The sequence below is a fragment of the Sphingobacterium anhuiense genome, assembly GCF_042686355.1.
GTDB classification, from domain to species: Bacteria; Bacteroidota; Bacteroidia; order Sphingobacteriales; family Sphingobacteriaceae; genus Sphingobacterium; species Sphingobacterium anhuiense.
The window spans coordinates 427946-441412 of the sequence record NZ_JBHUPE010000004.1 but is presented as its reverse complement, the minus strand read 5'-3'; the positions used below and the strand labels follow the sequence as shown (position 1 = coordinate 441412).

The window sequence follows — 13467 nt, the reverse complement described above, 5'->3', positions numbered from 1 at the left end:
ATTAAAGTTGAAAGACCTAAAGCAATATGATAAATGATCTCAAAATATTAGATGAATCTCCAGAATATACGTTAGGCCATGTTGATGAGAATATAATTTTAGTCAATAAAGGAGAAAAGAAAGCGATATGCATTGGAGATATGTATGGAAACCCGTATTGTGGATTGATCGTAAACAAAGTATGTATAATCGGAGGTGATCATCTTTTAATTTGGGATAATCATCAAATAACTAAATTGGACATGATAAGTAATATTGTCCAGATGCGCATTAAGAATGATGATATGATCGAGTTTTTAATTGATCCTTGGTCCAAGGAGGCATCAGTCTGGCAATTGAACCTAAAAAATAAGATCCCCTATAAAATAAGCTATTTTGAAAATCTTAAAAACATGCCATATACGGAAGAATACACTTGGTGAAAGCATTTATTAAAAAAGAAAATAAATGGATGCAGGACTTCACAAATATTCCTCTATTAAATAAGCTCCATTATCTCTAACTACTTTTAATAGACTTCAAAATAAAAATCGACTTTGATGGTAAAATACAATGAGCAAACAAAGAAATTTGAATAGCAATATTTCCTAATCCAAGTAATGTTCTTCCCCATTGACCATAATAGAAATTACCAAACCAAGCTTTCCTCTAGCCCAAACTTGTAATCCTATATGTGGATATTCATAAACATATTGAGGCACTTTTCCTTCTTCAAAATCCAGTTTATCCTCTTCAACATAGTCTTGGCCAACTAATACAGAAAAATGAGAGATCGATATTCCTATCAGATTAACACCATGGTATAATAACTCCTCATAACATCCGATAAAATCAATACGATTATCGCTGACAAATAATGTAATGGATGGATGGGAAATACTATAATTTAAGGATGGTGCCATATCTTCATTACTCATATCTACTAGATCGAATGGATAACTGCTTAAATATTGAGCAATAGGGCTACCGATCAAAAAATCACCGACTTGCTTAAATGGGAATAATAGGGGAATCATTTTATATTGATCTTATTTTGTCAACATCAGCATATTCCTTCCATCTAAAATGGGAATAAACAGTTTTGATGGTTCCAATCTTGGAAAATGCCATTTCAAAATAACCATCGTTTAATACTGTTTCTATGACTTGATGAATACTTTGGTAAGATAAGTCTTTTACAATAAGTATATCTGTTGACCAAAAGTATATCTCATTATTGGTGATCATAAGCTTTTGGATATTTTTTAATGTAAACAACGTGCCGAAATAAACGTCACCATTACTTAAAACAATATTGACATCAAGATTATCATCATAAATATCTGTTACTTGATACGGAGCAGGAAAAATAATCTTAAATGGCATGTTTTAATTTTTATATAAAACTGATAATAATGTCAGATAGTGGTAAAATCCGTAGCTATCTTGCCGGAAGATACTAATTAAATTTACCCTCATGTAAAAATTATTTTATTTTTATCTTTAACAAGAAGGTTATAACTAACTAAAAGAATTAGGAATATGAACCATCTGGTGCTTTTTAATAATAGCAAATCTAAAAGACTGAAATAATGAAAATTAAATACTTAAAGCGGGAATAGTTCGGTTAAAAGAAATTCGAATATAGAGATGGATGAACAAATCTTTTATTATATTAGTTTCGTTAAACAAAATATGAGCGGTAATTTTAGAATATGCCACAGCGAAACAAGAATGATAAATTTTCAAAATATAAAAACTTATTCAAGTGACTTCCCAGTGGCTTGGAGTTTTTTGTGGTCGCCAGAAGAAGCAAGTAATATACCGCAGGAACATAAAGACCAAATCTTCTTTCTTAATAGCGAAGCAAGCGAGTTTGTTGAAAACTATATCAACAGTTCGAAAATGATTACAGGCCCATTATGGAAACCACTTAATGAAAAATACTTTAAAAAAATTGAAGAATTTGAAGTAACAGAAAACTGTGAACATGAAATTAAAAAATGGCTTTATTCAAAACCTATTCCCTTCAACAAATTTGTATTTATTGACAGCGACAGAAGTGGACGATCTGTAACACTGACTTGGAAGATGGTAATTAAATATTGGAAAGGATTATTTTTTGCTGACGACTTAATAATATTTGATGAAACACTAAATTGGGGACTTTTTTATTTTCACGAAGACAGAATTTACTTTGGTTCAGACAAAATCTACGATAAGGAATTTGAGTATGAAAAAACAAGAGAACGTAACGAATTGAAACATAAATTTTTCAATAAAGATAATCTTATCTTTAACAATGATGATAAGAAGAAATCTATAAGAGATTTTAAACAAAAATACAACACAGACCGAATTGAATAAAAATACCGCTAACATCAGTTTGGCAAAATGGTAGTTTTAGTGCTAAGTTCAGTTCTTCAATTGAAAAATTGTATCCATCTGAAGTTTTGTGCTTCGATTTCCGACATTTCGCCAAGCTGAAAAACGTTATGTACTATTTGAAAACGACACCCTACAACAAATGAAACTGTTTGACAAAATATTCAAGTCCAACAAGACAGCACCAGCCGATTTGACAACGATAACAAGGACAGAAGTTATTGAAGGATTTTCTATTCCAGGAATTATACACAATATGCAATATCATTTTACTGCCTTGCAAGTGTATAGTGACGGACTTATTTCTTGTTGGGAAATGGTTGACTTATCAATTTTCAAAGACAAGTTAAATGAAGGTTGGGTCGTCACTTCAATTCCGGACGGAGAAGTAATTTCTATTTACGGTTTAGGTCATTGGAATATTGAACAAGGCGAGTGGAAACACACTAAAGAAACCCTGTATAATTATGTTTATTCACTGGTAAAACAACTTAATCCGAAACTTGAAAATTTACACAACTATCATGGCGATAGTTCCAAAATGGTAGGTAAAGTAAATGTTGCAAAACATTTTTTGCCTACACCAAAACCTTATCATTTTGACGACCCGAAATCCTTTCTTCCTAAAAGGATTAATGGAGAAAAATTTGATTTCTTCTACAGAAATGAAGACAATAAAACTTATTTGGCAGAATTATCTATTTAGAAGAGTGGCAACATCGAGATAACGAATTTACCAAAAAAGAAAATCTACAAATTTGAAGACTTAGATATGCTTATTGAAAATGAAACACTAACAACAGATTTGAAAATTGGAGAAATCGTTACAATTTTGAATTTAGGTTCTTTTAAGGTTGTTTCGGGGTGTGGCGCCGACATTAAATCTAAAGTGAGCGAGTTGAATGACAAGTTCAATGAACTAAATGGCAGAGAAAATAGTATTGCCAAATGTGCGAGAATATTTGACGAATACAAACAAAATCCAACAAAAAAATTACGAGATGAATTAAAATATGCATATGAAGCAGTTCCAGAACATCAAAGAATTTTCGTTGGGACAATGGACACGAAGGACTATGAAGTTCGTCAAGTAATTTTTGGCGACATTGTTAAAAAGGAATGGGAAGACGATTACGGTTATGAATATCCGTATGACGATATGCCCAAACCAAGTGATGAATAACAATAAAAACAGCACATAACAAGGTGTTGTGAACTAGTAGTTTGTAGGCACATAGTATTTGATCTTTAGACTTCCCTTTTTTGCTAGATAAGCCTGAAACTGAACTGCAACTTTTGGATTGTACCAATCAACTTTCAGTTCCTTTTTAATATCTCCGCCAGCGATTGAGGTTCCATGTACTTTTATTGAGTCATCTGTATGTCCATCAATTTCAAGAATCAAAGTAGTGGCATCACTTACATTAGTTTCTGCAACAAACAGGGTGTCTTTACGCATATCTGATAATTGCCAATCACCACGGTTCTTAGTATTGCACGAGACAAAGATTGCTGTTAGAATAGCTGTTAAAACTAGTGCAAAATTGAATTTCTTATAAAAAATATAATGAAAGATATAATGATTAATGAACTTAAAATTTCTTAATTCTTTCAAAAATCTTATCATAATACCTGAAATTAATATTTGATCACTTTCCTGTTGTTAAATAATTATTTTTGATAATGGTATCTTTACTGGTAAAGATGCGATATCTTTACGCACTTTAATTACGATATTATCGTTCTCAATCGCAATGGATTTATACATCTCAAGGAAGATTTCCACTCCTTTTTCCGTTTTATCTAACACCTCTTCAAAAATTAAGTTTTCAGAACTTTGTAACGTGAATTTTGCAACCATTCCATCCTTTTGAAATAAAATCCAAATAGAAGCTCTCACTTCTTTTCCATCTATTGGGATGAATACATCAATCACTCTAAAATCAGGATTCAATTCTATTTCTAATCCTTTTTTGTAAGCATAATTGGCAGATTCTAATAGTTTTGGGTTTTTATTACTCTTAGCCGCTTCAATCAAATATTTATGGGCTTTTTCCCACACAAAATTATACTGTTCCTCATAACTAAAACTTTCAAATACGTGCAAATCAAATACCCCGTAGTATCTTAAATGTCCATTGTAATAATAGGGTGCTTCTTTAGGAAGAATTGGGTAAAGTTTAAAAGTATTTTTTGTCAAAAAATCAATATTAATAAATTTAATTTTTTTTCCGTCATACTTTTCATTTAGAAGTCTGTTTAATAAAAAACCTAAACCAAAAAAATCATTTGTAAGATTGATTAATTGTTCATCTCCATCTTTAAACCAAAATAATGTTCTACCAATCTTCATATGTACTAAAGTTTTATAAGCGATTTAACAGGTACGGCTGTGTTAAAATTATTTGGACAGGAAATTTTCTTACCCGGCAAAACGAAGTAGCTTTCCCGAGCTTTTAAAAATAGAGCGTCATTTTGAGCACACTCATAAAAAATATGATCAGTATCATATTCTTCCACAAGAATTTTTCCAGTAATTTTATCTATAGCCAAGGTATCTACTTCAAACTTGTAAAAATAAATGTAGTTTTCTGTTTCTTCGATTACTTTCAAACTGTTCATGTTGATTAACTCCTTCTGAAACCTTCACGCTTTGGATTTCTACTCTTAATTGTAATCTAATATAAAACTAAACTATCATCAATCGCTTCATTGTTATCATTTTCAATATATAGGTATCTGCCAACTTCATTATTACCTGCATACAACAGTTAACAGACCTCAATATTATACTCCTCGAAAACTCTTTTCGAAAATACAATTTTTATATCTTTCTCAATTACCACAATATCATCAAAAGGCATGCTTAATTCATCTTTCAAAAATTGATTTTCATCATTTCGAATACACTTTTCGAAGCTTTCTTTGGCTTTATGATATAGTAGCGATAAATGTGAGTCCGAATTTAAAAACTCCATGATCAATTAATTTTAAGCTTTGTAATAAATTGTATTATTTCTTATAACCCAATTTGATTTACCCCGTCTACCTTTATTAAAATAGTTATCGACTTACTGAGACAACATCCTCGCAATTTAAGGAGCATTGTAAAGTTTTTTACTTCTTAGCTCTCTTATTTATTTTTTAGTAATTCGTTTCACTCCCATAACCATAACAATTGCTAATATTAAACAAAGGATAACATCACTAAGAAGATAAATTATGTTAAACCATTTTAGATTTTCACAATTTTCACATTTCCCTCCTGTATCCTGAAAAAAAACAAAAGGAAAACCAATTCTCGTAATACCATCGTTTATACCGCTAAAATCTCCCAGAAGAATATTTAAACAAAAAAATTGGACACAAAATACGATAACAATCCAATTGAAAGTTTTTTTCTCAAAAATATTTTCCATAACTTTTAATCTTTATTTAAAGAACCACTAGAATATTTAGTGAAAATTGTGTTTATCTGATACTTAGTTATTTTAACTGATTTTTTAGTATTCAAAAACCCAGACTCTAGGTATTATTAATCCTTTATTCGGGGTTTGCTTCACCCCTTATTCGGAATGATCCTACTTAGGCGCAGAGTAGACATTTCACGAAGCCTTCGCCAACAAAAAACGGATATGGAGTGAATATGCCAAAAAAAACCGCTTGGCATCCCAAGCGGTTCTGTATATTTTAGAACACTCTTCTACTTCAGTTTTTCGATCTCTTCTATTGAAAGTCCGGTACCCTTAGCGATTTGCTCTAGAGGTAAACCCATCTCTTTAAACCTCAAAGCTGTTTCAATGGCTTTATTGTGTTCGCCTTCAGCTTTTCCTTCAGCAAGTCCTTCAGCTTTAGCTACTAATGATGCTTTTTTAGCTTCTTTTTTAGCTTCTTCCAATTGCTTTTCTAGTCCTTCAACTTGTTCCTGTTGGTACATCCGCACTGCTTCGGCATCCCATTTACGTTTTAAACTAATATCATACATAGTCCGTTCCTCCTTTGTCAATTTTGCGTAGCTGGCCAACTGAAAGAAGCGTTGAAATACTTCCGATTTCATAATCCTTGGCAAGGTCTTTAAAGTAGACATATTCTTGAGCATAAAGAATACTTTGTCCAGTTCGTCTTCAACCTCAGTTTCGCTTTTAACAAAGTTAATAATTTCTAAATAGATAAACCCCAAACCCTCGTAAAAAATTTGGCCTGAATCTCTATTACACAGGCAGGTATCGTGAAAATAGGTTTTATGATCACCTCCCGGCATATGAAAACCATCCATCAGGACAATGGTGTAAACCTCCGGAATGGCATAACCCCAGGCTTTGCGGTTTCCTTTGGGTGCTGTGTCTGAAATGACCTTGCTGGCATAGTACAGCATACGTTGTTTCAGGTTGGTATGTGTACTCGTCTGCATCTCGATGATGATATCTTCTCCTGTACTGATCTGGACTACAAGATCAAAGATAACTTTACCGATCTCTTCGGTTGCTCCGATACGCTCGGTATCCCGATAAGTAAGATCTGTGATGATCTTTCGACCACGAAAGATGATGTTGAGAAAGTTGATCAGGTTGACTTTGTCTCCGAATAACCGCTTGAATCCTTCATCGGTGGTCGGATCAATAAATACGGGTTCTGCATGTGCTACCATAATTTTAGGATTTACTTTAATAATTAATATAAACCAAATATGATAAAAACTAAAAATATTAGTCGGTTATTAAACGTTTGTAGTCGTTTGTAATCGTTTGTTGTCGGCTAGCACAACTTGGATCAATCTTTAGACATGCTATAGAAAAAAGAAAAGCCACATCTCACGATGTGGCTCTGACTAAACATATACATTCAAACTTAACTTACTTATACGTGTTGATGGATTGGGATACTTTCCAGTTACCACCGTCATTGACCAAAGTCACTAGATCGGTCTTGGTAAACCCTTGAAATTGTTGGGTTACTTTTGCCACCATGTAGTCACCCGACTGCTCAACAATGGTAGTGCTTGTTTTACAGTTCAACTGCTCTCCTTTTTGTTTTTTCAAGAAGGAGATAACTTCTGAACGAGTATTGATCCTATTTTTTGAGGCATGTACTTTCTGTTTAAAATCTGATGTAAACAACTGCTCTACTCCTGCCGACTGCCCTTCGGTCATAACTGCAACGTAATGGTCAATGGCTAGATCTGCTGTGGATAGATTAACGACCGCTTTTTTAGAGTCATCTCCTGCTAGTTTGCCTGCTGCCATAGTGAATGTTGATACTGCGATCAAGGCTGCTGCTGCGAATGTTTTTGCTATAGTTTTTTATCTAGATAATTTGTTATTTAAAGGTGATAAGGCTATCATGAGTATAAATTCTGCAACTAATTACCAATGTACTCATGATGGTTCATAATGTCTTTATGTTATATTGTTAGTTTATTGTTCTTAGTTGTTCTTAATTGTTGATTCAAAAGTAGGGTGTAATTCGTCCCTACCCTATGACAATTAGACTAAACCAACTAAAAACTCGGTGAATGGTGGAAATGGCTAGGTGAAGTGGTTGAACCTGGAATGGGGTTATTCTGCTGTCGTCCACTTGTCAATAACAAAGGCACAAAAAAAACCGCTTGGTGATCCCAAACGGTTCTGTATATTTTAGAACAATGTGCTATTTCAGTTTTTCGATCTCTTCTATGGAAAGTCCGGTATCCTTAGCAATTTGCTCTACAGGTACACCCATTCTCTTAAATTCTAATGCAATTGAAATAGCTTTTTGACGCTCACCTTTCTCGTTACAATGCTTCTATGCTTTATCCAATAAATAGCATAGAAATGAAAGAACTCTTGCTAAAAATTGTCATTCTGGGAGCAGATCTTAAAAAGAAATGCATAAACAAAGAATAATTATAAGAATTCAGACCAATCCAAAAAATGGTTTAAATATTTGTTTAATTTTGTTTTAGTTATCTTATAAAATTATAGCCAGATTATGAAAAAGGTGTTTACGGTCATCGTATGTTTAATCCATATTTCAATAGCATTTGCACAACAGTCTAAAGTTGAAAATATAGACAGTATCTCCAATTATTTCAAAGAAATTAAATATGTAACAAAACAAGGAGTAAAATTATGGAATAGAGATTTATATGGAAGTATTTTATTAGTTAATCCTGAAAATCGCCTACTATACAGTAATGAGCCTGATATTAAGAATACTTTAAAGCTACAAAAAGATATTTATGTTGGTACATTACCCGACAGCATTAATATTGCAAATACCTCAATGCAATGGAATGGCAAAACTTGGGCAATGATAATGCTTCCTCTGTCTAAAGATAGATATGACAGAATCAACTTATTAGCTCACGAGCTTTTTCATACAGTGCAGATTTCTTTGGGATTTACCCAATATAACAAAGAAAGTAACCATCTGGATCTGAAAGATGGAAGAATATATTTACGGTTGGAATTGGAAGCTCTCAAGAAAGCGATTCTTTCTAATACACAGAAAGAGCAAAGCAAGCATTTAACCAATGCCTTTATTTTTAGAAAGTATAGAAATGCTATTTTCCCCGAATCTTATGACACTGAAAATCAACTCGAACTTAACGAGGGTCTTGCAGAATATACAGGTTTTATGATTAGCAATAGAAATAAAGAAACGGCAAAACAGCATTTTGTCAATAGTGTAAATACTTTTATCAAAAATCCTACCTATGTGCGGTCTTTTGCTTATAATACTACTCCTATATATGGTAATTTTCTACGTAAAAAGGATAAATATTGGAATCAAAAAATATCTGCTGATAATAACCTAACAGATTTTTTTATTGAAAATTTAAATATTAAGATACCTACTGCTTTAAAAGCTACTGTTGTGAAAATTTTTAAAGAATATAACGGCGAAGAAATTATTCAGGAAGAAGAAATAAGAGAGGCAAAAATAAAAATAAGAATAGCAGAATATAACTCTAAATTTATAGAGCAACCACATTTTGAAATAGGTTTTGAAAATATGAATATTTCTTTTGACCCACGCAATATACTTCCAATCGGTGATAAAGGAACAGTTTATCCGAATATGAGAGTAACAGATAACTGGGGGGTTCTTGAAGTAAATAATGGTGCTTTAATGTTCCCTAATTGGAATAAAATATCTATCAGTATTCCTACAAAAATAAATGGCCAATTAATAGAGGGAGACGGTTGGTCATTACAATTAAATAAAAATTATACGGTCATAAGAGATGAAACAAGCAGTAATTATATCCTTGTTAAAAATAAAAATACCTCCCGTTTGTAGTAGCTCCATATGGTAATCGCGTGCTATTGTCCAGCGCGTCTGAGGATAATAACAGACAAAGCCACATCTTACGATGTGGCTTTAACTAAACATATGATTTAACTTAACTTACTTATACGTGTTGATGGATTGAGATACTTTCCAGTTGCCTCCGTCATTGACCAAGGTGATTAGATCGGTCTTTGTAAAACCTTCAAATTGTTGGGCTACTTTTGCAATCATATAATCATTGGATTGCTCAACAATTGTAGTGCTTGTTTTACAATTTAACTGCTCGCCTTTTTGCTTTTTCAAGAATGAAATAACTTCTGAACGGCTGTTCGTTTTATCTGCTGATGCATGAACATTCTGTTTAAAATCTGAAGTGAACAACTGCTCTACTCCTGCCGACTGCCCCTCTGTCATAACCGCTACGTAATGATCAATGGCGAGATCTGCCGTTGATAGATTGATTACTGCTTTTTTAGCGTTTGATACCTCTGGTTTGCCTGCTGCCATCGTGAATGTTGATACGGCGATCAAAGCTGCTGCTGCGAATGTTTTTGCTAAAGTGTTCATAATTTCTTTATGTTATATTGTTAGTTTATTGTTCTTAGTTGTTGATTCAAAAGTAGGGTGTAATTCGTCCCTACCCTATGGCAATTAGACTAAACCAACTAAAAACTCGGTGAATGGTGGAAATGGGTAGGTGAAAACAATCAACCCCTCTGCTGCTAACATTTATTAAGACCTAAAAATTATTCTTGATCTAATATCTTAAATCATTGATCAGTTTTTAGTAGATTTATGAAACTAATTACCTACATTATAAATTGATAAAATGAGTGCAAAAGTACCTTTGGTTAGACCAATATCATGGTTAGCGTTTCTAATCATCATCTTAGTATGGATTATTTTTATGGCTATATTTGTTGTATTATTCCAATTTAATGGCATTTATATCGGTTCTATTATTTTTTTTGTATTATCGATTTCCTTACAACAAATAATCCCCGCTAGTCAAAATAAGGGAATGAAAGCTATCAAAAAAAATGATTTCAAGACTGCATTAGAATATTTCAATAATAGTGTCGATTTTTTTACACGATATAATTGGGTAGATAAGTACCGCGCGATCACCCTACTGAGTACCGCAAAAATGTCTTACAGAGAAATGGCTCTTTGCAATATGGCTTTCTGCTATTCGCAAACGAATGAAGCTGAAAAAGCAAAGGATCTTTATGAACAAATCCTGAAAGAATATCCCAATAACGGTATTGCTTTTTACAGTTTAAATTCTATAAATACGTTCTCAAACAAAACTGACTAACTAGTACAAGAACAACATGAAATTCTTATAAGAATATTGAAGGAGGAGTAAAAGAACATGGAACAGCCTCTAAAAGAAATTTTCATCCTTGAATCAGATCAAAAATTTGATGAGGCATTTTCTCTTTACAAAACACTTCTAAAATCAGAACCGCTTAATTTTGAGTATTGGAAACATTACTTCTTTTTTCTTTGGTCAATGCTTGAGGATTTAGATGGAATTTTTTCAACCTTAGAAGACGAAGAGCTGCATAAAGAGTTAAAAAAAGAATTACAATATGGGCTTGATAATTTTGAACACATAGCTGAATTTAATCTTATTGCAGGTTATACAATTTCGATCTTTCCGCATGAATTTGGAGACTATGAAGAACTTGAAGAAGTAGGTAAAAATTTACTGAAAAAAGCTACTGAAATAAATCCTCAAAATTTAATTTTCAAAATGATTATGCTCGGTAGTTATGAGAAACCGACGCAAAAAGAAAAGCTCGAATATGAAGATTTGAAGCCAAAAGTAGCTAAACTTATTTTAGACCAATATTCGGAAAAGAAAGGGCTTTTAAATGAATACTTCGTACAGGTATTTGCAAGAAAATAAGACATTTGTAGATTTAGGGTTAGACAAAATTTACCGAAACTGCTTAATTTGAGATTTCCAACTTTATTAGCTGATGAATTGCTTCCTGTAAAATAGTAGAAATAACAATATACTCAAGCTTATTTTAACGAGCATCCAAGTTTCCAATTCTTGATTGGTTGCATACCATCCTAAAGCAAACTCTAAGCTAAAAACACAAAATAAGATCAGTAGTCTAGTCCACTTACTTTGTCGAAAAAACAATCTTACAGGAAGAAACAATAAGACTACTTCAAGTATTGGAAGAGAAAGCAACATAAATACCGCCAAGAAAAACCCTTCACAGTTAATCCTTCCAAAATCCCATTTGGAATTACCTTCTAAAAAAAGATAGATATAAAAAATTACCCATTTCACCGCGATATATGCACCGAATTTCGCAAATGCTCCCATATTGTTATATATGTTATAAAAGTTTATAAACTGCCCTTTAGTACTGCCGATCTCTTTAGTAACTTCTTAATTCGTTTCATCTGATATAAGGTTCGGATTTATGTTTTTTGTTGCTTTATCCTTGCAAAATGCATAGATATTAAAGTTTGTCAATGCAGGTCAAACTGGATTTGCAAATAAAATCAACAGTATAAGTTAAGCAGTTCTTTTTAAATTCTCATTTAGAGTATTCCGTTTCAATAGGGAATTGAAATTAATCTTTAAATAAGTCTTCCATAATTAAAAGTCCTACATTACCTAAAATCCCTTCGGGATCATCAATTACTATCTTTCCAAAAATATCTTTTTTTATAGTTGCCCTATTTCCATTACTGTCACTAGCATCATAATTTCCGAATATATCTTTTTTTAAGGATATACGATTACCCTTATCATCAGAAATTGTTTTTCCACCTAAAATATCAGTGCTTATTTTCTTATGATTTCCTTTGTCATCACGAATATTTATATTACCCATGATATCTTTTGATACTATCGTATTATTCCCTTTGTCGTCACGAATATTTACATTACCCATAATATCTTTTGATACTGTTGTACGATTCCCATTTTCGTCACTTATCTCTAAATTACCGATTGTATTTTTACTTACTGTGGTCTGAGTAGCATGATCTTTTATTACCACGATATTGCCTGAATAATCTTCCTTAATACGGATTTCAGAACCATTAGTCACTTTCGTAAGATTGCCAGAATAGTCTTGCTTGTATTTGATATTTTTAGACCACTGATCTGAAACAGTAATATTACCCCAGCTATCGGTTGAAATTTTTATATGGTCTTTATCTAAACCATCCGAAATTGCTGATTTTATAAGGTAGTTTTTCATATTATTACTCAGGGTATCAGCGCCGTAAGAAAATAGGTTATGTTCAGGACAGAGCTCAGCCTTTATTGCAGTGGTAGAAAATACCAATACAAAACTTAATATGATAAATAAACGATCCATATGTGTGTGATTTCTTATTAAATATACAATTTTTTGTGATTCTAAATTGAAGAGGAATAGATTGAAAAATTGATAAACCTTGTGCTAAGTAAGAGCAGATTGGATTTGAAAAGAAGGTATCTAAAACTAAATTGATTAAGTGTTTAAAGGACTCTCCTATTTACAGCATAATGAAGAAATTGATCAATGCTATAAAACAGAGTTTTATTGCATTGAAAGCAGTCAAAGTGCTCAAATCTAAAATAGATACCAAGATCTATTTTAGGTTTGGTGGTAGAAGAAAAATAACCTTGGCAGTTAAATAACAGACATGCCCCAAATGGGGTCTAAATTTTTGGGGCATGTTTAAAAGCTTATACCTTTTGACACTTTTTTATTGACATTATTATGCAATTGGCAACGGACTATCAATCTGTCAATAATTTGTCTACAGCTGTTACTAAATCATTCTTCTCACTAGGTCGTGGTGCTTTCA

The 13467-nt window shown here is 32.4% G+C and carries 19 protein-coding genes; 7 read left to right on the top strand and 12 right to left on the bottom strand.

Translation table 11 applies throughout. The features are described 5' to 3' along the window. The first annotated feature begins 26 nt into the window (after positions 1-26). The gene (locus ACFS6I_RS07460; RefSeq protein ID WP_380919282.1) at positions 27-422 is read left to right on the top strand and encodes a hypothetical protein; all 396 of its coding nucleotides are present in this window, start codon (positions 27-29) and stop codon (positions 420-422) included. Between the two features lie 165 nt (positions 423-587). Here the strand turns inward: ACFS6I_RS07460 and ACFS6I_RS07455 are convergent, their stop codons facing one another. Then, positions 588-1016 carry a hypothetical protein gene (locus ACFS6I_RS07455; protein ID WP_380919280.1) on the bottom strand — a complete coding sequence of 143 codons (429 nt, stop codon included), beginning with the start codon at positions 1014-1016 and terminating at the stop codon, positions 588-590. Between the two features lies 1 nt (position 1017). Further along, positions 1018-1365 (bottom strand): hypothetical protein, encoded by a 348-nt coding sequence (locus ACFS6I_RS07450; RefSeq protein WP_380919278.1) that lies wholly within the window; start codon positions 1363-1365, stop codon positions 1018-1020. 264 nt (positions 1366-1629) lie between these two features. On the opposite strand from ACFS6I_RS07450, the gene ACFS6I_RS07445 reads away from it, so the two are divergent. The 3 genes from ACFS6I_RS07445 to ACFS6I_RS07435 all read left to right on the top strand — a co-directional run bounded on the left by ACFS6I_RS07445 (position 1630) and on the right by ACFS6I_RS07435 (position 3547). Next, entirely contained in the window at positions 1630-2346 is a 717-nt protein-coding gene (locus tag ACFS6I_RS07445; RefSeq protein ID WP_380919276.1) for a hypothetical protein, read from the top strand. 160 nt (positions 2347-2506) lie between these two features. Beyond that, a complete protein-coding gene (locus tag ACFS6I_RS07440) occupies positions 2507-3070 on the top strand; it encodes a DUF7638 domain-containing protein (RefSeq protein ID WP_380919275.1) in 564 nt (187 codons plus the stop codon). Between the two features lie 12 nt (positions 3071-3082). Next, a complete protein-coding gene (locus tag ACFS6I_RS07435) occupies positions 3083-3547 on the top strand; it encodes a DUF7639 domain-containing protein (protein ID WP_449329223.1) in 465 nt (154 codons plus the stop codon). 33 nt (positions 3548-3580) lie between these two features. Here ACFS6I_RS07435 and ACFS6I_RS07430 read toward each other — a convergent pair whose 3' ends face one another. The 7 genes from ACFS6I_RS07430 to ACFS6I_RS07400 all read right to left on the bottom strand — a co-directional run bounded on the left by ACFS6I_RS07430 (position 3581) and on the right by ACFS6I_RS07400 (position 7607). Continuing rightward, a complete protein-coding gene (locus ACFS6I_RS07430) occupies positions 3581-3991 on the bottom strand; it encodes a hypothetical protein (RefSeq protein WP_380919271.1) in 411 nt (136 codons plus the stop codon). Between the two features lie 36 nt (positions 3992-4027). After that, positions 4028-4717: a hypothetical protein gene (locus tag ACFS6I_RS07425; RefSeq protein WP_380919269.1), complete on the bottom strand. Its 690-nt coding sequence runs from the start codon at positions 4715-4717 to the stop codon at positions 4028-4030. Between the two features lie 5 nt (positions 4718-4722). Then, complete coding sequence (locus tag ACFS6I_RS07420; protein ID WP_380919267.1) at positions 4723-4986, bottom strand: hypothetical protein; 264 nt, start codon at positions 4984-4986, stop codon at positions 4723-4725. Positions 4987-5135: 149 nt separating this feature from the next. Then, a complete protein-coding gene (locus ACFS6I_RS07415) occupies positions 5136-5342 on the bottom strand; it encodes a hypothetical protein (protein ID WP_380919265.1) in 207 nt (68 codons plus the stop codon). Positions 5343-5501: 159 nt separating this feature from the next. Then, entirely contained in the window at positions 5502-5783 is a 282-nt protein-coding gene (locus tag ACFS6I_RS07410) for a hypothetical protein (RefSeq protein ID WP_380919263.1), read from the bottom strand. A gap of 284 nt (positions 5784-6067) precedes the next feature. Then, positions 6068-7012 carry an Rpn family recombination-promoting nuclease/putative transposase gene (locus ACFS6I_RS07405; protein WP_380919261.1) on the bottom strand — a complete coding sequence of 315 codons (945 nt, stop codon included), beginning with the start codon at positions 7010-7012 and terminating at the stop codon, positions 6068-6070. A 205-nt stretch (positions 7013-7217) separates the two neighbouring features. Next, positions 7218-7607, bottom strand: coding sequence for a nuclear transport factor 2 family protein (locus ACFS6I_RS07400; protein ID WP_380919259.1), 390 nt, complete (start codon positions 7605-7607; stop codon positions 7218-7220). 724 nt (positions 7608-8331) lie between these two features. Here ACFS6I_RS07400 and ACFS6I_RS07395 point away from each other — a divergent pair. Further along, on the top strand, positions 8332-9645 hold the full coding sequence (locus ACFS6I_RS07395; protein ID WP_380919257.1) for a hypothetical protein: 1314 nt from the start codon (positions 8332-8334) through the stop codon (positions 9643-9645). Positions 9646-9753: 108 nt separating this feature from the next. Here the strand turns inward: ACFS6I_RS07395 and ACFS6I_RS07390 are convergent, their stop codons facing one another. Continuing rightward, complete coding sequence (locus ACFS6I_RS07390) at positions 9754-10203, bottom strand: nuclear transport factor 2 family protein (protein WP_380919255.1); 450 nt, start codon at positions 10201-10203, stop codon at positions 9754-9756. Between the two features lie 262 nt (positions 10204-10465). On the opposite strand from ACFS6I_RS07390, the gene ACFS6I_RS07385 reads away from it, so the two are divergent. Both ACFS6I_RS07385 and ACFS6I_RS07380 read left to right on the top strand, forming a co-directional pair. Further along, the gene (locus ACFS6I_RS07385; protein WP_380919254.1) at positions 10466-10954 is read left to right on the top strand and encodes a tetratricopeptide repeat protein; all 489 of its coding nucleotides are present in this window, start codon (positions 10466-10468) and stop codon (positions 10952-10954) included. A gap of 57 nt (positions 10955-11011) precedes the next feature. Further along, a complete protein-coding gene (locus ACFS6I_RS07380; protein ID WP_380919252.1) occupies positions 11012-11551 on the top strand; it encodes a hypothetical protein in 540 nt (179 codons plus the stop codon). Positions 11552-11617: 66 nt separating this feature from the next. On the opposite strand, the gene ACFS6I_RS07375 is transcribed toward ACFS6I_RS07380, so the two are convergent. Both ACFS6I_RS07375 and ACFS6I_RS07370 read right to left on the bottom strand, forming a co-directional pair. Then, entirely contained in the window at positions 11618-11983 is a 366-nt protein-coding gene (locus tag ACFS6I_RS07375; RefSeq protein ID WP_380919250.1) for a hypothetical protein, read from the bottom strand. A gap of 253 nt (positions 11984-12236) precedes the next feature. Next, the gene (locus tag ACFS6I_RS07370; RefSeq protein WP_380919248.1) at positions 12237-12992 is read right to left on the bottom strand and encodes a hypothetical protein; all 756 of its coding nucleotides are present in this window, start codon (positions 12990-12992) and stop codon (positions 12237-12239) included. Between the last annotated feature and the right edge of the window lie 475 nt (positions 12993-13467).